The organism is Streptosporangium sp. NBC_01810 (assembly GCF_035917355.1).
Classification (GTDB): Bacteria; Actinomycetota; Actinomycetes; order Streptosporangiales; family Streptosporangiaceae; genus Streptosporangium.
Genome location: NZ_CP109070.1, coordinates 3,078,231 through 3,098,762 on the forward strand (window position 1 = coordinate 3,078,231; position 20,532 = coordinate 3,098,762).

At 72.7% G+C, this 20,532-nt stretch carries 10 protein-coding genes; 3 read left to right on the forward strand and 7 right to left on the reverse strand.

Annotated elements, in window-relative coordinates:
• Positions 1–2 precede the first annotated feature (2 nt).
• Positions 3–317 (reverse strand): hypothetical protein, encoded by a 315-nt coding sequence (locus tag OIE13_RS13780; protein ID WP_326830343.1) that lies wholly within the window; start codon positions 315–317, stop codon positions 3–5.
• Here OIE13_RS13780 and OIE13_RS36695 point away from each other — a divergent pair.
• Complete coding sequence (locus OIE13_RS36695) at positions 281–562, forward strand: DUF2000 family protein (protein WP_442811586.1); 282 nt, start codon at positions 281–283, stop codon at positions 560–562. The genes OIE13_RS13780 and OIE13_RS36695 overlap by 37 nt on opposite strands.
• 270 nt (positions 563–832) lie before the next feature.
• Here OIE13_RS36695 and OIE13_RS13790 read toward each other — a convergent pair whose 3' ends face one another.
• The 4 genes from OIE13_RS13790 to OIE13_RS13805 all read right to left on the reverse strand — a co-directional run bounded on the left by OIE13_RS13790 (position 833) and on the right by OIE13_RS13805 (position 16,024).
• Entirely contained in the window at positions 833–1,138 is a 306-nt protein-coding gene (locus tag OIE13_RS13790) for a hypothetical protein (RefSeq protein ID WP_326639621.1), read from the reverse strand.
• 144 nt (positions 1,139–1,282) lie between these two features.
• Positions 1,283–2,557, reverse strand: coding sequence for a lysine N(6)-hydroxylase/L-ornithine N(5)-oxygenase family protein (locus OIE13_RS13795; protein WP_326639620.1), 1,275 nt, complete (start codon positions 2,555–2,557; stop codon positions 1,283–1,285).
• 75 nt (positions 2,558–2,632) lie between these two features.
• Positions 2,633–3,652, reverse strand: coding sequence for an iron-siderophore ABC transporter substrate-binding protein (locus OIE13_RS13800; protein ID WP_326639616.1), 1,020 nt, complete (start codon positions 3,650–3,652; stop codon positions 2,633–2,635).
• 147 nt (positions 3,653–3,799) lie between these two features.
• On the reverse strand, positions 3,800–16,024 hold the full coding sequence (locus OIE13_RS13805; protein WP_326830100.1) for a non-ribosomal peptide synthetase: 12,225 nt from the start codon (positions 16,022–16,024) through the stop codon (positions 3,800–3,802).
• A 139-nt stretch (positions 16,025–16,163) separates the two neighbouring features.
• Here OIE13_RS13805 and OIE13_RS13810 point away from each other — a divergent pair, with 139 nt between their 5' ends.
• Positions 16,164–17,474 (forward strand): salicylate synthase, encoded by a 1,311-nt coding sequence (locus tag OIE13_RS13810; RefSeq protein WP_326639613.1) that lies wholly within the window; start codon positions 16,164–16,166, stop codon positions 17,472–17,474.
• Between the two features lie 169 nt (positions 17,475–17,643).
• Here the strand turns inward: OIE13_RS13810 and panD are convergent, their stop codons facing one another.
• Complete coding sequence (panD, locus tag OIE13_RS13815) at positions 17,644–18,051, reverse strand: aspartate 1-decarboxylase (protein WP_326639612.1); 408 nt, start codon at positions 18,049–18,051, stop codon at positions 17,644–17,646.
• A 79-nt stretch (positions 18,052–18,130) separates the two neighbouring features.
• Here panD and entS point away from each other — a divergent pair, with 79 nt between their 5' ends.
• Positions 18,131–19,372 carry an enterobactin transporter EntS gene (gene entS / locus OIE13_RS13820; RefSeq protein ID WP_326639609.1) on the forward strand — a complete coding sequence of 414 codons (1,242 nt, stop codon included), beginning with the start codon at positions 18,131–18,133 and terminating at the stop codon, positions 19,370–19,372.
• Positions 19,373–19,524: 152 nt separating this feature from the next.
• Here the strand turns inward: entS and OIE13_RS13825 are convergent, their stop codons facing one another.
• The gene (locus OIE13_RS13825; RefSeq protein WP_326647084.1) at positions 19,525–20,532 is read right to left on the reverse strand and encodes a FecCD family ABC transporter permease; all 1,008 of its coding nucleotides are present in this window, start codon (positions 20,530–20,532) and stop codon (positions 19,525–19,527) included.

A 20,532-nucleotide genomic window follows, 5' to 3' on the forward strand; every position in this document is an offset into this window, starting at 1 on the left:
GCCTACTCGAATGCGCCCGTCGCCTCAACCTGGGCCTCAATCTCGAATGCGCCCGTCGCCTCAACCTGGGCCTCAATCAGGAAGTCGGCGCTGTGGTCGGTCCGGTAGTCGTCCTCGAGCAGTTCCGCCACGCGCCCGGCGACGCCCGCCGTACCCCGGCTCCCCGCCCGGAACCGCGGGCCCCTCGCGACGGGACCACTGAGGGCCGCGCGGCGGACCAGGGCGGGGATGACCGCGTCCAGCAGCTCGTCGGCGATCAGGGCGGGGGCTCCGCCGAGGAGTGCGGCGTGCAGGCGGCCCAGCCCTCCGGCGAGCACCGGGTCGTGGACGACCGGCGCGGCGAACAGCGGCAGCCCGGCCGCGCGGCCCGCGAACCCGGCCAGCGCACGGGCTGGAGGTGGCCCTGTACACGGAGGAGCTGTTCAAGACCGACAACGACGAGGACAACCGGGCCGCGGTGCGCGCCGTGCCCTCCGATGAGCTTCGCCTGGTCGGGCTCGCGGTGCACGGGCCGCGCAACGGGGTCGACAAGGTACTCAAGGGGCTCGCCCTCCACCCCTGAACCGGACGTCCCATCGCCCGAGCGGGGACGGAGCCGCTCGGCGGCGCGCCCTGGTGCTGTTTCTGCAACGTGCCTTAGCGTGGCCGGTTGGCGACGGTCTCGGCGCGGATGACGTCGACACGGCGGTGCGAGGTGCTGCGCTTCCCGTGGCCGCCCGAGCATCTGCCCGGACGGCCACCCGGCGCACCGCAGGAACCCTCGCGGTGCGCTTTCCCCAGCGTGGACGGCACGACCGCGCGTACCCGGTCCACGACCTCACGGCTCCGCCGGTCAGGGCCTGGTGATCTGGGCGGGAGGTGTCCCCTCGGGCTTGGGAACACGAACGGTCTCGGAAGGCTTCTCTCCCTTGTTACGCGCGGCCAGGGTTGGATAGCAGTCGTAGTAGCAGTAGTAACGGTCGCAGTACCGCAGGAAGCAGATCCAGCCGTCCGCGGCCGTGTGCGAGCAGGCAACCGCCGGTGCGGCCTGGGACGACTCGGCGTGGGCACCGGTCACGGGAAGTACGCCGAGCAGGCCGACGCCGGCCAGAACCGCCCCTGCCAGGCCGATGCGGGCACTGCGGATGAAGGTGTTCATGATCCTCCTCGGTTACCTACGGAATACAACGACACCAAAGGTAATCAAGTGAACACGTAGAGTCACGTAACCGATCGCTCCGTGTCGAGACGTCACGGGGCCGCGAGTGAGGACGGTCCGCGCCCGAGCGGGCCGAGGGTCCGGTTACGGCTCGGCCCCCTGGGGGACCCCCGCCGAGCGCCGGGCGATGGAGCGCACGATCTCTCCGGTGCGGACGGCGGTCATGGACAGCAGCGAGGAGGCGATCCCGTGGGTGTCCTCGGTGGCCCCCTGCAGGTAGACGCCCCACCTCTGCCCGGGATCGGTGACGACCCGGTAGTCGCGCTCCACCAGCAGCTCGCCCATCTCACCCGTACGGCAGTGCTCGCGTGCCTCGCCGAGCAGGTCGCGCGGGTCGCGCTCGCGGTAGCCGGTCGCGCAGACGACCGCGTCGGCCTCGATCGTGCTCACCTCGCCCGTGGGCAGGAAGCACATCCGGACGCGGGCGCTGTCACCGTCGTCGTCCATGTCGAGCAGGCGGGAGACGTTCAGCATGCGCAGCCGCTCGACGCCCGCGACCTTCTCCGCGTAGGAACGCCGGTAGAGCTCGTCGATGAGGTCGAGGTCCACCACCGAGTAGTTGGTGTTTCTGGAGTAGGCGAGCAGCATGCGCTTCACCTCCCCGGGGGCGGCGAAGAAGTGGTCGACTGCCTGCGGGTCGAAGATACGGTTGGCGAACGGGCTGTCGTCGGCCGGTGAGTAGCCGTACCTGGTGAAGACGGCGCAGACCTCCGCGGACGGGTAGGTGCGGTGCAGGTGCTCGACCGCCTCGGCCGCGCTCTGCCCGGCGCCGACCACGACGAACCGTCCGGGGTCGCGCTCGCCGAGGGATTCGAGCCGGGCCAGCAGCTCCTCGGTGTGCCAGATCCGATCGCCCTGCCGCACTCCGTCGGGCAGCACGGGTTCGAGCCCGACCGCGATCACGAGGTTGCGCGTCAGGCAGGTGTGCAGCTCGTCACCGCGTTCCACGACGACTTCGAGGGTGTCGTCGTCGTACGGACGTACCGCGACGACCTCGGAGTCGTAGCGCACCAGGCCGGCGAAGGAGGAGGCGACCCATTCCAGGTAGTCGTGGAACTCCAGCCGGGTGGGGAACATGGTCTTGTGGTTGATGAAGTCGACCAGCCTCCCCCTGTCCTGGAGGTAGGACAGGAAGGAGTAGGAGCTTGCGGGATTGCGCAGGGTGACCAGGTCCTTGAGGAAGTGCACCTGCATCGTGGCGCCCTCGATGAGCATGTTGCGGTGCCAGCCGAAGGCGGGTTGCCTTTCGAAGAAGACCGCGTTCACACCGGAGCCGTACTCCTCTTCCAGGGCCACCGCGAGCGCGAGGTTGGAAGGACCAAAACCGATGCCCACGACGTCATAGACCGGGCTCGACATGTTCGCCTCTCACATGTTGAGGGGATGGTCCCCCCGCGACGGAGGCGGCGGGGGGAAGGGTGCGGGCGTGGTGTGTCAGGACGCGCCGACGGCCTTGGCCACCTCCGGCACGACCTGGTCGATCACGTAGGGGACCGCCAGCGGCGTCGGCGTGCGCAGCGGCCAGAACGCGGCGAGGTCCAGCGGCACGTAGGAGCCCCGCCTGACCACGTCGAGGCCGGCGAAGAGCTTGTTGGCCTCGATCTTCTTCTGGGTGGCGGCGTCGTCGTTGTAGTGGCTGAGCAGCAGGTCGACGTCGAGGACCTTGATCTTCTCCATGCTCAGCTCGGCCGCGAAGCCGTCACCGGGAAGCGTCCTGATCTCCTCGGGCAGTACCAGCCCGAACTGGTTGAAGAGCTGGACGCTGATGTCCGTGTCGGACTTCAGCACGCCGATGTTCCCCGAGGGGAAGACGCTGGTCAGCGCGAACTTCTTGCCGGCCAGCTCGGGGTAGGCGGTCTTGACCGAGTCGATCTTCGCTTCGACGTCGGTGACGAGCTTCTCGCCCTCGTCGGCCTTGCCGACCGCCTTGGCGACCTGGCGGGCCACCGTCTGCCACGAGTCCTCGGCGGGACCGGTCTCGTAGGCGGTGGTCGGTGCGAGCTGGGAGAGGTTGGCGTACTCCTTGTCGATGTAGTAGTCGCCGCCCGCGAGGATCAGGTCCGGCTTGAGTGCGGCGATCTGCTCCAGCGAGAAGCCCGACTCACCGGCCTTCAGCAGCGCCGGCTTGGCTCCGGAGATCCTGGGGGCGGTCCAGGGGGTGAGCCCGTCGGCCTGGATTCCGGTCAGCTCCGCCATGGCGACCGGCTGCACGCCCAGGGCGAGCAGGGTGTCCTGGTCGACCTCGCCGAGGGCGACGATGCGCTGAGGTGCGGATTCGATCGTGGTGGTGCCGAGTTTGTGCGTGATGGTGACCGGGAATCCGGAGGCGGCCTGGGTCGCCGAGGTGCTCGCGGCGGGTTGTTCGCCGTCACCGTCACCGGCGCACGCGCCCACCAGGCCGAGGCCCAGCAGCAGCGTTCCTGTCGCGGCCAGGCGGCGCATCGTGTCGCGCATAGATATGGATGTCCTCCCAGAGCCCCGAAGGGCACTAAATATTAGGTAAGCCTAACCTAACAATCTTTGCCGATTCTGTGAAGTCCCCCGTACGGGAATCCCGATCCGGGCGAGACCAGGTCCCCGGCTTCAGCCGTGGGGAGGAGGTCACTCCAGGCGGTTCACGAGTTCGGCGACGGTCTGGGCGGTCATGAGTGTCGCGATCCTCACTCCCGCACAGCCCGGTTCCCTCCGGATCCGGCGCACCAGCTCCATGGCGAGCAGCGAGTGGCCGCCCAGCTCGAAGAAGTTGTCGTGCGGCCCGACCGCGTCCACCTGGAGGACCTCGGCGAACGCCCGGCACAGCAGCGCCTCGCGATCGTCGTCGCGCCGGACGGCGTACCCGGTGCCGGCCTGAGTGACCGTACGGGCCTCAAGCGCCACCGGCAGGTCGCTCAGGCGCGTCTCCGGGTCGTCCGCGACGGTCTCCAGCACGTCCACGAGCGCGCGGAGCATCGTGTCGATCGTGGCCGGGTCGAACAGGTCCGCCGAGTAGTCGACGATGAGATGGAGCTCCTCAGCCCGCTCCCTGAAGATGAAGTCCAGGTCGAACTTCGCCGCGGGCGGGCTGAAGAGCGCCTCGCGCTGCCGCAGCCCGGGGAAGCGCACATCCCCCATGGCCTGGTTCTCGTAGCCGACCATCACCTGGAAGAGCGGGTTGCGGCCGGGCACCCGGGGTGGCCGCAGCGCCTCGACGAGCGCCTCGAACGGCAGGTCCTGGTTGGCCAGACCGGCCAGGTCGGTGTCGCGGACGCGGGCGAGCAGCTCGGCGAACGAAGGGTCACCCGAGGCGTCGGCGCGGAGCACGAGCGTGTTGACGAAGAAGCCGACCAGGTCACCGGCCGCCTCGTCGGTGCGGCCCGCGACGGGGCTGCCCAGCGGGATGTCCTCCCCCGCGCCCGCGCGGTGCAGCAGCGCGGCGACCGCGCTCTGGCAGACCATGAACATGCTCCCCTGGGCACCGCGCGCGAGCTCGCGGAGCCGTTCGGCCAGCGCCCCCGGCAGCTGCCTGGTCGCGGTCGCACCGCGCTGGCCGACGGTGGCCGGTCTGGGCCGGTCCACCGGCAGCGGGATCTCCGCCGGCATGCCCGACAGCGCCTTCGCCCAGTAGGCGAGCTGGCGGGCGTGCGGGCTGCCCGGGTCGGCGGGATCGCCGAGCAGCTCGCGCTGCCAGAGCGTGTAGTCGGCGTACTGCACCGCGGGGGGCTCGGTGGCCGGCGCCGCTCCCTCCAGCCGCGCGGCGTAGGCGCGCGCCACGTCCCTGGCGAACGGCCCGAAGGACCACTCGTCGAACGCGATGTGATGGAAGACCGCGAGCAGTAGGTGCTCGTTCTCCCCCTCGGGGATGAGCGCGACCCGCAGCGGGATCCGGGTGGCGAGGTCGAACGGGCGCGCGATCACCTCCTCGGGCGCGCAGGTCGCGATCTCCAGGACCGGGCGCGCCCGCTCCGGCGGCAGGACCCGCTGGTAGGGCACGCCCTCGTGCTCGGCGAAGACGGTCCGCAGGCTCTCGTGCCTGGCCGTCACGTCGCCGAGCGCGGCCTCCAGCGCGGCCAGGTCGATCTCACCGCTCAGGTGCACGGCCAGCGGCAGGTGGTACGCCTCGCGGGGGCCTTCGTCCTCGCGCAGGATCTGGTCGAGCAGCCAGAGCCGGCGCTGCGCGTACGACAGCGGGACGCGCTCGGGGCGCTGCCGGGGAGTCAGCGGGGGCCTGAGCGTGACACCGGCTCTGTCGTGCAGCCGGGTGGCGAGTTCGGCGACGTTCGGCGCCTCGAACAGGTCCCGGATCGCGAGCTCGACGCGCAGCACCGCGCGGACCCTGCCGACCAGCCGGGTCGCCAGCAGCGAGTGGCCGCCCAGCTCGAAGAAGTTGTCGTCGATGCCGACGCCGGCGATGTCGAGCACCTCGCCGAAGAGCGTGCACAGCAGCTGTTCCACGGCGGTCCTGGCGGCGCGGACACTGCCGCGCGGCCCCTGCCGGTCGGGGGCGGGCAGGGCCCGCCTGTCCAGCTTGCCGTTGACGGTCAGCGGGAGCGCGTCCAGCGTCATGACCGCGCTCGGCACCATGTAGCCGGGCAGCCGCCGCCTGAGCCCCTCGCGCACCCGGGCGGCGAGCACCCCGTGGTCGCGGGCGGCCGCCGGGTTGTTCGCGTACGACGCGGGCCCGCGGCCGGGGTCGGCCGGCAGGAAGGCTGCCCCGCCGCCGAATACGGCGTCGTAGTGGCCGATCTCGGCCGAGGGGGTGGTCACCACACCGGGGTCGAGCGCGTACAGCAGTTCGGGTTCGATGCCCTGCGGGGATGCCCGCAGCAGCTCGCGCGCCTCCCGCGCGGAGGCTCCGCCCTCGATCGCGCGCAGCGCGGCCAGCTCGGCCGAGAGCCTGGGGTCGGGGATGGCGCGCACCCTGAGCGGCCCGGGAAGGCGTCCGGCCAGGTCGTCGGGCCCGGCCCAGTCCACGATCGGGATCTCGGCGGCGAGCGATACGGCGGGCAGTGCTGCGAGCGATGCTGCGAGCGATACGGCGGGTGACTTCCGGAGCGTCACGTCGTAGCGGTGCCTGCTGAGCTCGTTGTGGTGGACGCCGCGCTTGGTACGGACCTCCACCCGTGCGTCCAGGTCGAGGGCGGCGAAGAACGCGGGGTCGAGGAGGAGCTCCTTCTCCATCCGCACCGCCCGGTCGATCGCCGCCGTACCGATGTCGCCGCCACCGGCGCCGCCGTCCCTGCCGAGCTGGATCGCCGTGTGCAGGCAGCGCACCGACCGCAGGTCGCGCACGTCGCCGACGAACAGCGCGCCGCCGGGGGCGAGCAGGTCCATCGCGGCGGCGATCACGCCGGCGAGGTATCCGGCACTCGGGAAGTACTGGATCACCGAGTTGATGACGACGGTGTCGAAGTAGCCGGCGGGCAGCCCGTCGGTATCGTGCGCGGGCCGGCAGCTCAGACGTACCGGCGAGTCGGGGCCGAGGTCGGCCTGGAGCTTGGCGATGACGGGGGCCGCGAAGTCGGTGCCCCAGTACTCCTCGCAACCGGGGGCCAGCCGCGACAGCAGCAGGCCGGTGCCGACGCCGATCTCCAGCACCCGCCGGGGGTTGAGGTCCCAGATCCGGGCCACCGTGGTGTCGCGCCACTCGCGCATGTGCTCCAGCGGGATGGGCAGCCCGTCGTAGCTGCTGTCCCAGCCCGCGAAGTCCTCGGTGTGGACCGCCGTGCCGATCTCGGTGTACTCGGCGTCGTAGATCTGCCGCCATTCGGCCAGGTGCTCGCGTTCGGCGTCGGGCCGCGCGGCGCCGTCGGGCACCACGTAGCCGATGAGACGCTTCACGCCGGGCACGTCGGTGCCGACCGCGATGACGGCCGCCTGCCCGACGCCGGGCTCGGCCGCCAGCGCGCTCTCGACCTCCTCCAGCTCGACCCGGTAGCCGCGGATCTTCACCTGCTCGTCGGTACGGCCCAGGAAGTCGATGTTGCCGTCCCGGCGGACCCGTACGAGGTCGCCGGTCCGGTACATCCGGCCGCCGCCGAACGGGTCGGCCACGAACCGTTCGGCGGTCAGGCCGGGCCGGTCGAGGTAGCCTCTGGCCAGGCCCGCGCCGGTGATGTAGAGCTCCCCCGGCGCGCCCGGCGGGACCGGCCGCAGCCAGCCGTCGAGCACGTAGCCCCGGGTGTTCCAGATCGGCCTGCCGACCGTGGGTGTGGCGCTGTCCTCGGTGCCGCCGCCCAGCGTGTTGATGGTGTACTCGGTCGGGCCGTAGAGGTTGTAGCCGAGCACCCCCTCGGCCTGCGCGAGCCGGTCCCAGACCGCCGCGGGGACGGCCTCGCCGCCCAGCAGCACGAGCGGCGGGCGGTGCTCCCCGTCGAGCAGCCCCTCCTCCAGGAGCTGCTGCGCGTACGTCGGCGTCACGTTGATCACGTCGATCCGGTGACGCCGCAGGTACTCGGTGAGCGCCTCGGCGTCGCGCCGCAGTTCCTCGTCGCAGACGTGCACCTCGTGGCCCTCGATGAGCCAGAGCAACTCCTCCCACGACATGTCGAAGGAGAACGACACGGTGTGCGCGATCCGCAGCCGGCGCCCGGCCGAGGCCACGACCGGGTCGAAGATGTTGGCCCGGTGGTTGAACTGCATGTTGGTCAGGCCCCGGTAGGGGGTGACCACGCCCTTGGGGCGCCCGGTGGAGCCGGAGGTGTAGATCACGTACGCCGGGTGGTCCAGCCGGCCCGGCACGTCCCTGCCGAAATCGGGCAGTTCCTCCCCCGCCAGTCCGGTGCCCGGCAGGGCTGCCAGCCTCTCCCGTACGGCCGGGTCGTCGAGCGGGATCGAGGCACCCGGGCAGGTCAGCCCGGCGGCGATGTCCCGGTGCGAGACGAGGCAGACGGGGGCGGCGTCGGCCAGCATGAAGTCGAGCCGCTCGGCCGGGTAGTCCAGCTCCAGGGGAAGGTAGGCGGCCCCCGTCTTGAGCACCGCGAACAGCGCGACGACCATCTCCGCCGACCGGGGCAATGCCAGGGCGACCACCCGCTCGGGGCCCGCTCCGTGTGCCCTGAGCAGCCTGGCCAGCCGGTTGGCCGCGGCGTCCAGCTCGGCGTAGCTGAGCCGCACGTCGGGCTGGGAGACCAGGGCGAGCTCGTGCGGAGTGCGCTCGGCCTGCTCGGCGAGCAGTTCGGCGATGGTGAGGCCGGGCACGGACCGTTCTGCCTCGGCCCAGTCGCGGCGCAGCCGGTCGTGCTCGTCCGGCAGGAGCAGGCCGAGCCGGTGGCAGGGGGTCTCGGGCACGGTGGCGAGGGTCTCCAGGACACGCACGTACCGGTCGGTGAGGCGTTCGGCCTCGGCCTCGGTGAAGGCGTCGCCCCGGTACATGACGCGCAGGCCCGCGCCGGGCTCGACGACCATGGTGATCGGGTAGTGGGTCGCGTCGCGGACCTGGCGGCCGAGCACCCGCACGTCGCCGGCGGGGCCGAAGCCTCGCTCGGTGGGCATGCCGGGGAAGTTCTGGAACACGAAGAGGGTGTCGAAGAGGGTCCCGAGGCCCGCCGCCCGCTGCACGTCGGCGAGCGCGACGTAGGAGTGGTCGAACAGCTCCGACTGGAAGGTCTGCGTCCGTTCCAGTACGGCGCGCAGCGGTTCTGCCGCACCGGCCCGCACCCGGACGGGGACCGTGTTGAACAGCAGCCCGACGACGGACTCGACGCCGTCGACGTCGGGGTGGCGGCCGGACACCGAGACGCCGAAGACCACGTCGTCGCGGCCGGTCAGGCCCGCCAGGAGCAGTCCCCAGGCGCTCTCGTACAGGGCGGCGAGGGTCAGGCCGGACTCCCGGGCGAGGGCGCCGAGCCGGTCGGCGAGGCCCTCGGGCAGCTCGCGGTGGATCTCCCCGGCACCGGCGAGGTCGGCGGGGCGGTCGGCCAGCTCGGGCCTGAGCAGGGTCGGCTCGTCGAGCCCGTCCAGAGCGCGGCCCCAGGACTTGATCGCGGCCTGCCGGTCCTGCCCGTTCACCCAGTCGAGGTAGGCGGGGAAACCGACCACGGGGCGGGCCCGCTCGGCGTCGGCGTCGGTGTAGAACTCCAGCAGCGAGGTGACCAGCAGGCCGCCCGACCAGCCGTCCAGCAGGATCAGCTCGGAGGTGAGCACCAGCCGGAAGTCGCCCTCGCCCACCCTGGCCAGCGCGAAGCGGATCAGCGGCGGGGAGTCGGGGACGAACGGCCGGGCGCGCTGGGCCTCGACGAACGCCTCCAGTGCCTCCGCCCCGCCGGTCTCGGCGTAGGTCCAGTCGACCTCGAACCGCTCCGGGACGAACTGCACGCTCCGGCCGGCGTCGGTGCGGAACCCGGCCCGCAGGTTGGGGAACTTCAGCAGCACCTGGCGCGCGGCCCCGGCGAGGCTGCCGGGGTCGACGGGCCCTGACAGGGTCACCACGGCCTGCTGGACGTAGACGTCCCGGTCCTCGCCGGCCAGCATCAGGTGGAAAAGCAGTCCTTCCTGCAGCGGCGAGAGCGGCAGCTCGGTCCGCGACTCGGATGCCCCGGCCGCCGCGACCTCGCCGGCCGGGCCGTCTGGACGGAGGCTCACGACCTCACCGGACAGCACGTCCGCGTGCTCGGCGGACAGCACGTCCGCGTGCTCGGCGGACAGCACGTCCGCGTGCTCGGCGGACAGCACGTCCGCGTGCTCGGCGGAGCCGGCCGTCTTGGCCTCGGCGGGCGGGGCCGCCGCGATCCGGGCCAGGGCCTCGACGGTACGTGACCGGAAGACGTCGCGGACCGTGAAGGAGAGGCCCGCGCGGCGGGCGCGTCCCACGAGCAGGGCCGCGCTGATGCTGTCGCCGCCGGTGCGGAAGAAGTCGTCGTCGGCGTTGACGCCGTCCCGCCCGAGGATCTCGGCGACGAGCCCGGCGAGGCCGCGCTCGGCGTCGGTCCGCGGCGCCCTGCCCTCGCGGGCGGCGGGCTCGGGCAGCGCCCTCCTGTCAAGCTTGCCGTTGGGAGTGAGCGGCAGCCGGTCGAGGCCGACCAGCACGGAGGGGACCAGATGGTCCGGCAGGATCTCGCCGAGCCGGTCGTGCAGCGCGTCGAGGTCGAGACCGATCTCACCCACGACGTAGCCGACGAGGCGCGGGCCCGAGCGAGCCGCCACGACCGCCTGCCGCACGCCGGGCTGGGCGGCGAGCACCGCCTCGACCTCACCGGGTTCGACCCGGAAGCCACGGATCTTGATCTGGTCGTCGGCCCTGCCCAGGAAGTCCAGGGCGCCGTCGCGGCGGCGGCGCACCCGGTCGCCGGTGCGGTAGAGCCGCGATCCCGGCGGGCCGAAGGGGTTGGCGACGAACCGCTCGGCGGTGCGGCCCTGGTCGCCGAGATACCCGCGCGCCAGGCCGTCTCCGGCGAGGTAGAGCTCGCCGACCGGCACCTCGCGGAGCCCGGCGTCCAGGACGTACGCGGCGGTGTTGGCGATCGGGACCAGGCCGCCGCCCTCGGCGATCAGGCTGTCCCCTGCCGCCTCGGAGCAGCCGTACAGGTTGACCAGCCGGGCGGGTACCCGCTCGGCCAGGGCTGCGGGCAGGGCCTCGCCGCTGCTCACCCAGGTGGTCACCGAGCCGAGCTCCCCGGTCTCCAGGAGCGCGGCCAGCAGGCTCGGCACGACCGTCACCAGGTTCACCCCGTGGCCACGGATCAGCTCGGCCAGGGCGAGCGCGTCGGTGGCCGTGTCGTCGTCCGCGACGACGACGGTGTCACCGGCGATGAGACCGCCGAGCAGTTCGGTGCTGCCGTCGATGAAGGCCGGTGAGCTCTTGGCCACCCGCACGCCGACCGCGGCGAGCTCGGCACCCCAGGCGAGCCGGTTGGCCAGCGCCCGCTGGGTCCCGACGACGGCCTTGGGTGTCCCGGTGGACCCCGAGGTGAAGATCACGTACGCGGGGTGGTCGGGGTGGAGCCGGGGCCGGGCGCGGGGCGGCGCGTCCAGCGGCGGCTCGTCCACGCCGACGACCAGCAGGGGCCGGGCGACCTGCAGCATCATCTCGACGCGGGAGCGGGGGTAGGTCGTGTCGACGGGCAGGTAGGCCGCGCCGGTCTTGAGCACCGCGAGCAGGGCCACGACGAACTCGGCCGAGCGGGGCAACGCGATCGCGACGATTTTCTCGGGACCCGCTCCCGCCGCGGCGAGCCGGTCGGCGAGGGCCTCGGCGCGCTCGTCCAGTTCGGCGTAGCCGAGCGCGGTGCCGCCGCTGACGACGGCCGTGGCGTGCGGCGTGCGCGCCGCCTGTGCCTCGATGTGCTCGGCGACGGTGAGCGGGGGGAACTCGCGGGCGGTGTCGGGCCGCGCGACCGGGGCGCCGAGCGACGACAGACGCCGCGCAGGTTCCTCGGTGACCCGCTCCAGCAGCTCGCCCAGGTCGGCGAGCAGGCCGGTGACGGTTTCGGCGTCGAAGAGGTCGGTGGCGTAGGCGACGAACCCCTCGATGCGCTCCTCGCCCTCGGCGAAGTAGATGTCCAGGTCGAATTTGACGCCGCCGGTCTCGGGCAGGAACGGCTCGGCGCGCACGCCGGGCAGCCGCAGCCGCACGTCCTCCAGCCTCTGATGGACGATCATCACCTGGAACAGCGGGCTGCGGGCGAGCGAGCGCTCCGGCGCGAGCCGCTCCACGACCTGCTCGAACGGCACGTCGGAGTTGGAGAACGCGGCCAGGTCGGTGTGGCGGACCCGCTCAAGTAGTTCGGTGAAGGCCGGGTCTCCCGACAGGTCGGTGCGGAGCACGACGAGGTTGACGAACACCCCGACCAGGTCCGCGAGGTCTGCGTCCGCCCGGCCCGCGATGGGCGAGCCGAGCGCCACGTCGTCGCCCGCGCCCGCCCGGTGCAGGAGCGCGGCCACGGCGGCGTGCAGGACCATGAACACGCTGGTGCCGGTCTCCAGGGCCAGCCTGCGCGCGCCGGCCAGCGGCAGCTCGAACGACGCCGGCCCGCCCCGGTGACTCACCTCGGCGGGCCGGGGCCGGTCGGTCGGCGGCGTGCTCTCCTCGGGAAGCTTGCGGAGCGTCCGCTCCCAGAAGGCGAGCTGGTCGGCGAACTCGGCGGTCCGGCTCTGCCAGACGGCGTAGTCGGCGTACTGCACGGGCAGCGGGACCCAGTCGGGCGCGGTGCCCGCGCCGCGGGCGGTGTAGGCGCGAGACAGGTCGGCGAGCAGCGGCGTGAACGACCACTCGTCGGCGGCGGCGTGGTGCTGGAGCACGACCAGCACGGACTCCTCGGCGGAGACACGCAGCAGGGTCGCCCGGATCGGCAGGTCGGCGCCGAGGTCGAAGACGTGCGAGGCGGCCCGCGTCTCGGCGGCGCGCAGCCGCTCCCCGGTCCAGCCCCGCGCGTCCACCACGTCGAACGCGACCTCGCCAACCTCACCGACCTCCAGGACACGCTGGACCGGCAACCCGTCGGGACCCTCTACCAGCAGGGTGCGCAACGCCTCGTGCCGGGCGACGACGTCGCCGAACGCGGCGCGCAGCGCGTCGACGTCGACCGGGCCGCGCAGGCGCAGACCGAGCGGGAGCCCGTCGGCGGCCGAGGGGCCGCGCAGGCGCTCCTCGAACCAGAAGCCACGCTGGGCCGCCGAGGCGGGGACGATCTCGGGTCTGGTCACGTCGCGCACCCTCGGCCGGGTGCCCCGCACCAGCCTGGGCGCCAGCGCGGCGACGGTGGGTGCCTCGAAGACGTCGGCGATGGTGAGTTCGGCGTCGAGCGCGGCGCGTACCCGGCCGGCGAGGCGGGTGGCCAGCAGGGAGTGGCCGCCCAGCGCGAAGAAGTCGTCGTCGATTCCCACGTCGATTCCCAGCGTGTCCAGGCCGAGCGTCTCGGCGAAGACCGCGCAGAGCGCCGCCTCTCGGTCGTCGCGCGGCCCCCGGCTCGACACCTGGACCTCGGGGGCGGGCAGCGCGGCCCGGTCGAGCTTGCCGTTGACGGTCCGCGGCAGCTCCGCAAGGGTGACCATCGCGCCGGGCAGCATGTATTCGGGCAGTGCCCTGGCCGCGGCGGCCCGCAGGTCCGCCTCCAGGAAGCCGGGGCGCGGCACGACGTAGGCGACGAGTCTCCCCTCGCCCGGCGTGTCCTCGCGGACCACGACCGCGACCCGCGCGACACCGGGGTGGGCGGCGAGCACGGCCTGCACCTCATCGGGTTCGATCCGGAACCCGCGGATCTTCACCTGGTCGTCGCCGCGCCCCAGGTACTCCAGCGACCCGTCCCGACTCCAGCGGGCCAGGTCCCCGGTGCGGTACATGCGCTCGCCCGGCGTGCCGAAGGGGTCTGCGACGAAGCGTTCCGCGGTCAGACCCGGGCGGCCTGCGTAGCCTCGGGCCAGCTGCTCGCCCGCGAGATAGAGCTCCCCGGGGACGCCGATGGGCGCGAGGCGCAGTGCGGGATCCAGGACGTAGGCGCGGGTGTTGGGGAAGGGACGGCCGATCCCGGCCGCCGGCAGGTCCGCGGAGGTCGCCCAGATCGTCGCCTCGGTCGGCCCGTACACGTTGACCGCCGACGCCGCCACCGAGTGGAGGGTCTCGGCGAGTGCGGCCGGCAGGGCCTCGCCGCCGACGAGCACCCGCAGCCCGGCGAGCGCGGCCGGCTCCAGCGAACCCAGCAGCGACGGGGTGCCCTGCACGATGGTCGCGCCGCTGAGCAGCGCGCCCAGTGCCGCCGGTTCGCGTACGGTCTCGCGTCCGGCCAGCACGACGGTCGCGCCGCTGATCAGCGGTACGTACAGCTCCAGTGCCGCGATGTCGAAGGCGATCGTGGTCACCGCGACGAGCCGGTCATCGGCGCCCAGAGCGAGGCGCTCTCGCATGGTGAGGAGGAAGGCGGTGAGCGCGGTGTGCGGGATGGCCACGCCCTTGGGGCGGCCGGTCGAGCCCGAGGTGTAGATGACGTACGCCAGGTCACCGCCGCTCGCCGGGTGCGACGGCCCATGCTCGGGCAGCACCCCGGACGGCGCCCCGGGCAGCACCCCGGATGGTGCCAGCACCGCGGTGCCCTCGGGGAGGAGGGCCGCGGTCTCCGGGGTCGCGATCACGCAGAGCGGGTCCGCGTCCTGGATCATGTAGGCCAGCCGGTCGGCCGGGTGGTCTGTGTCCAGTGGCAGATAGGCGGCGCCGGACTTCAGCACGGCCAGCAGCGCGACCACCAGGTCCGGGGTACGGGGCAGGGCCAGCGCGACGAGCCGGTCGGGGCCCGCGCCGCGCTCGCGCAGCAGCCGGGCGAGATCCGAGGCCCGCCGGTCCAACTCTGCGTAGGTGAGCGTGCCGGACTCGCCGTCGACGGCGACCGCGTCCGGGGTGCGCGCGGCCTGCTCCTCGAACAGGGAGGTCACCGTCGTGTCCTGGCGGGGGCATGCGGTGTCGTTCCACTTGGCCAGCAGGGCCGGCTCGTCCGCGCCGAGCAACTCCAGGTCGGCGATCCGCAGGTCCGGGCGGCTCACCGCGCTGTCCAGCAGCGTCTCCAGATGGGCCAGCAGCGCGTCGATCCGCTCGTCGTCGAACAGCTCTCGCCGGAAGGTGGCCTCGACGGTCATGCCCCGCGGCCTGACGAACGCCTCAAGCGACAGGTCGAAGTGAGTGGTGCCGTTGTGGATGTGCGTCCAGCTCGTGGTGACGCCCGGCAGGTCCAGCTCACCGATCTCCTGGGTGAGGAAGAGCAGCATGGTGTCGAAGAACGGCGACCTGCCGCGCTGCCGGGCGGGCCGCAGCTCCCGAACGATCGTGTCGTAGGGCAGCGTCCGGTGCGCGAACCCCTCGGTGCAGGTGTCGCGGACCCGGTGCAGGACCTCGCGGAAGGTGGGCGCGCCGGACAGGTCGGTGCGGAGCACGAGGGTGTTGCCGAAGTTGCCGGCCAGCCGCTCGATCTCGGCGTGCTCGCGGTTCATGACCGCCGAGCCGACCGCGATGTCGGTGGCGCCGGTGTAGCGGTGCAGCAGCACCGCGTGGGCGGCGAGCATCACCATGTACGGGGTGACGTTCTCGGCGACGGCCAGTTCCCGCATCCCCTCGGTGACCGCGTCGTCGAAACGGCGTGCCCGGCGTCCGCCCCGCTCGGAGACGGTCGCGCCACGCGGACGGTCGGCGGGCAGGTCGAGGGGTGCGGGCGGCGGGTCGAGGCGCCGCCGCCAGTAGTCCATCTCCTCGGGAGAGTGCGGGCGGCCCTGCTCCCAGGCGGCGAAGTCCGGATACTGGACGGTCGGCGTGGGAAGGCCGTCGGGCTCGCCCAGGACGGAGGCCCGGTACAGCGCCGACAGGTCACGCGAGAGCGAACCCCAGGTCATGCCGTCCCAGGCGATGTGGTGCACGACCAGGACGAGGGCGTACCTCCGCGTGCCGAGCCGGAGCAGTTCCAGCCGGATCGGCCTCTCGGCGCGCAGGTCGAAGGGGAGCGCCGCGACGTACCCGGCGCGCGCCTCGGCGTCGGTGCAGTCGAGCACCGGCAGGTCGAGGGAGTCGTCGGCGGCGACGTGCTGCACCGGGCCGCCGTCGTCAGGGGCGTCGTCGTCAGGGCCGCCGCCGTCAGGGGCGTCGCCGTAGGTGGTGCGCAGCACCGCGTGGCGGCGGATGAGAGCCCGCAGCGCCTCGCGCAGCGCCTCCGGGTCGAGCTCACCCGACATGCGCACCAGCAGGCACACGTTGTAGGCCGGGCTGGTGGGAAACGTCCGGTGGTGCAGCCACATGCTCTGCTGCGCGTAGGACAGCGGGGCGGGGTCCCCGGATCCGCGTGGGGCGATCCGGTCCCTGCCGGGGCCGAGCCCCGCCTCGGCCATCATTCGCCGCATCAGTTCGCGCCGCCGTGTGACGTCCTGCTGTTCCCGCACGCTCAACTCTTTCTTCGTGGGTCCGGGGGCCAGGCAGTCGCCCGCCTAAAGGTTAGGTTAGCCTTGCCTATTAAATCAACACAAGGTTAGCCTTACCTAAATTGATCGGACTTTCCGGTCCCTCAGAGGGGTGGGTCTTGTGTCCTTTGGCATCAGCACAGATGAGATGCGCGCGGAGGTGGTCGTCGACAGCACGGTCGACCCGCTGCACCTGGTCGCCCGTCTGGCCGGCTCAGGACTGTTCGACGACTACACCGTGTACGAAAGACCGGGCCTGTGGACCTTCGCGGGCGGGGTGTCGGGCGAGGTGATCCTCGAATCCGGAGTCGTGCGCAGCCGCTGGCTGGACGGCCCCTCCGTGGACGAGGCGTGGTCGGGCCGGCCGGCCGCGGCGCTGAAGGCGGTGTTCGGCGCGGCCCCGTGGCCGGCCTGGAACGCCTACGGCTGGATCGCGTTCGAGTTCGCCGCGACCGGCCCCGCGGGCCGGCTCGCCCATCTGGTCGTGCCACGCACCGAGGTGCACATCGAGGCGGGACGCGCGCTGGTGGTGAGCGCCGACACCGGCGAGGCCGAGCGGGTCGCCGAACTGCTGGCCGCCCCCGGCGCGCCCCGAATCGCGGCACCGTCACCCGTCGACGTGCGCTCCGACGGCGACCACTACCGGTCGCGGGTCGCCCAGGCGATCTCCGAGATCACCGCCGGGCTCTACCAGAAGGTCATCGTCTCCCGCCGGCTGCCGATCCCGTTCCCCGTCGACGTCGTCGCGACGTACGTGTGCGGCCGGGCCGCCAACACCCCGGCCCGCTCGTTCCTCCTCGACCTGGACGGCTTCCAGGCCACCGGGTTCAGCCCCGAGGTGCTGGTGGGCGTCGACGGGCGCGGCACGGTCACGACCCAGCCGCTGGCCGGCACGCGAGCCTTCGGCCGAGGGGAGAGCACGGACTCACGGACCCGTCACGAACTGGAGAGCGACCCCAAGGAGATCTTCGAGCACGCGGTCTCGGTGCGCACCTCGCAGCAGGAGCTGTATCAGGTGTGCGCGCCCGACACGGTCAGGGTCACCGGCTTCATGGCGGTGAAGGAGCGCGGCAGCGTGCAGCACCTGGGCTCCAGCGTCAGCGGCGAACTGGCACCCGGCCGCACCTGCTGGGACGCGCTCGACGCGCTGTTTCCCGGCGTGACCGCCTCCGGCATCCCCAAGCCGGAGGCGATCGACGCGATCACCCGGCTTGAGGAGCGCCGCGGGCTCTACTCCGGAGCCGTCCTGACCGTCTCGCGGGACGGGGCGATGGACGCCGCCCTGGTTCTGCGCGCCCTCTACAGCGAGAACGGCCGGGCGTGGCTGCGGGCCGGCGCCGGCATCGTGTCCGCCTCGACGCCCGAGCGCGAGTACGAGGAGACCTGCGAGAAGCTCTCCAGCATCGCCCCGTATGTGGTCCAGCGCGCGTGAGAGGCGCGCTTGCCCTCACGCACGCCTTTCGCGCGCGTGAGGGCGCTCGGACCTAAAGCCGGGCGACCCGCTCACCCCCGAGCCGGACGACCCGCTCGGACCTAAAGCCGGACGAGCCGCTCGGACCTAAAGCCGGACGGCCCGCTCGACCCCGGAGTCCGTCCGCCGGTCACCTCCCCGCTGTCTGGGCCGCCGCACCGGCGACCGGCTCGGCCGGATCGGCGCCGAGCGCGACGACGCGGTTGCCGCCGTCCACGTGCACGACCTTGGGCCGGTGCGCCTCCGCCTCCGCGGCGTCGAACGCCCCGTAGGAGATGATGATGACCAGGTGCCCGGGGTGGATCAGGTGGGCCGCCGCGCCGTTGACACCGATGACCCCGCTGCCGGCCTCCCCCGTGATCGCGTAGGTGACGAGCCGGGCACCGTTGTCGATGTCGACGACGTGGACCTGCTCGCCCTCGACGATATCGGCGGCGGCCATCAGCTCGGCGTCGATCGTCAGGGAACCCACATAGTGCAGGTCCGCCTGGGTCACGGTGGCACGGTGGATTTTTCCATTCATAAGGACCCGCTGCACTGCTTCTATCCCCTTTCCTTAAGGTCAACTAAGGTTAGCCTCACCTTACTGATTCTGCCCGCTGAGGAGAACCCCGAAGATGTTGCGCCATCTGGCCATGGACATCAGCCCACTGAGAACCAGCAGGGCCTTTCGCGACGTGTTCATCGCACGTACCGTGTCGGTCTTCGGCATCGGCATGCTCCTGGTCGCGGTGCCCGTACAGGTCTACGCGATGACCGGATCGACGGTACACGTCGGCGCCGTCTCCTCCGCCGAGGGGTTCGCCCTGCTCGCCGGGTTCCTGTGGGGCGGGGTGCTGGCCGACCGGCAAGACCGGCGCCGGTTGATGCTCCTGGCACGCGGCGCGGCCGGCCTGGGCTTCGCACTGCTGGCGCTGAACGCCTTCCTGCCCTCCCCCTCGCTCGCGGCGATCTACGTGCTCGCGGCCTGGGACGGGCTGGCGACCGGGGTCAGCGTCACCGCGCTGCTGGCCGCGACTCCCGCCCTGGTCCCCCCGGACAAGCTCGTCGCGGCGGGCGCGATCAACGCGCTGACCGTACGGCTCGGCTCGATGATCTCTCCCGCGCTCGGTGGCCTGACCATCTCGGCGTTCGGCGTCGGCTGGAACTACACGGTCGCGGCCTTCGGCACCCTGGTCACCCTCGGCCTGCTGACCAGGCTCCCCACCCTGAGACCGGCCGTCGTGGCCACCGAGAACCCGTTGAGGGCGATCGGCTCGGGGCTGCGGTTCGTGGCCTCGCACCGCGTCATCGGCTCGCTCATGCTGCTCGGCCTGCTGTTCATGGTGGCGGGCGGCATCCCGGTGCTCATGCCCGCGTTCGCGACCCTGCAACTGGACGGCGGCCCGGCCACGATCGGCCTGCTCTACACCGCACCGGCCTGCGGCGCGGTGCTCGGCTCGCTCACCAGCGGATGGGTCGTGCACTCGCGCGCGCCGGGCAGGGCGCTGCTCGTCGCGTCGGTCTGCGGCTTCGTGCTCCTGGCCTGCCTGGGACTGGCCCGGCATCCCGCGCTCGCGGTCGCGATCCTCTTCGGGTACGGTCTCGTCGCGTCCATCGAGGAGATCCTCCGCTACGGCCTCATCCAGGCGCACACCCCCGACGGCTACCTCGGCCGGGTGAACGCCCTGTGGGCCGCCCAGGAGACCGGGGGCGAGGCCGTCGGCGCGCTCGGCGCGGGCGCGCTCGGCCGCTACCTGGCGCCCGGCGCCGCGATCGTCGTGTACGGAGCGGCCAGCGCCGCGCTGGCGCTGACCCTGGCCCTCACGCTCACCGGCCTGCGCGGCGCGGCCCTGGAGACCGAGCCTCAGGACGCCTAGCCGCGCCGCCACGCGGTGATGACCTGTCAGTCGCCCCCTCCCGCGGCCGGCAGCCGCGGTGGCTCCATCACGCCGGCGGCCACCATGTCGACGTCCAGGTGCGGCCGCTCGTCTCCCACCGGCCGCGCGCCCCGCTCACGCCCCCGCCCCCCTCATCTGTCACTCGACAGCAACCAGACCAGGTAGAGGCCGCCCAGCACGCCGGTGACCACGCCGACCGGCGGCGTGACCGGCAGATGCAGCGTCACCAGGTCACTGAAGACGAGCAGCGCCGCGCCCATCAGTGCGGCCGGCACGGGCTGCGTGCCCGGCCGGCGGGTGAGCCTCCGCACCAGCTGCGGCGCGGCCAGCGCGACGAACGGGACCGGTCCCACCGCCGCGGTCGCCACCGCCACCAGCCCCACGCCTGTCACCACGAGCGCGGCCCGCGTCCGCTGGACCGGCACACCGAGCGCCTGGGCCGCGTCGTCCCCGAGCTCACCCATCCGCAGCCGGCGCCCGAACGCCAGCGCGACCGGAACGAGCACGGCCATGGCGACGGCCAGCGGCCACGCGTGCTGCCAGCCCCTGCCGGTCAGGCTGCCGGTGAGCCAGAACGCCGCCTCGTACGCCTCGCGCAGCTCGGCCCGGGTGACGAGGTAGACGTTGAACGACTCGAGCATCGCGGCCGCGGCGACCCCGACCAGCACCAGCCGGTAGCCGTGCACCCCGCCGCGGTAGGCGACCAGGTAGACGGCGAGCGCGGTCAGCACCGCGCCGAGGACGGAACTGGCCGCGATGGCTGCGGTGCCGCCGCCGACGACCAGGATCTGCAGTAGCGCGCCGGTGGCCGAACCCGTGGTGAACCCGATGAGGTCGGGGCTGCCCAGCGGGTTGCGCGTGATGCTCTGGAAGATCGCACCGCTCAGGCCCAGTGCCGCTCCGGCGAGCAGGCCGGTGATGGCCCTGGGCAGGCGCAACGTGAGCACGATGAACTCCGTCGCGCGCTCCCCCCGCCCGGTCAGCGCTCCCACCACCTCGGTGACGGAGATGGGGAAGTCTCCACTGCCGACCACGAGCAGCGCCGCTCCCAGTGCGATGCCCGCCAGCGCGACGCACACCGCGACGGCCCGCGGCCGCCACCGCACCGACATGGCCCCGACGCGCAGCACACGATTCAT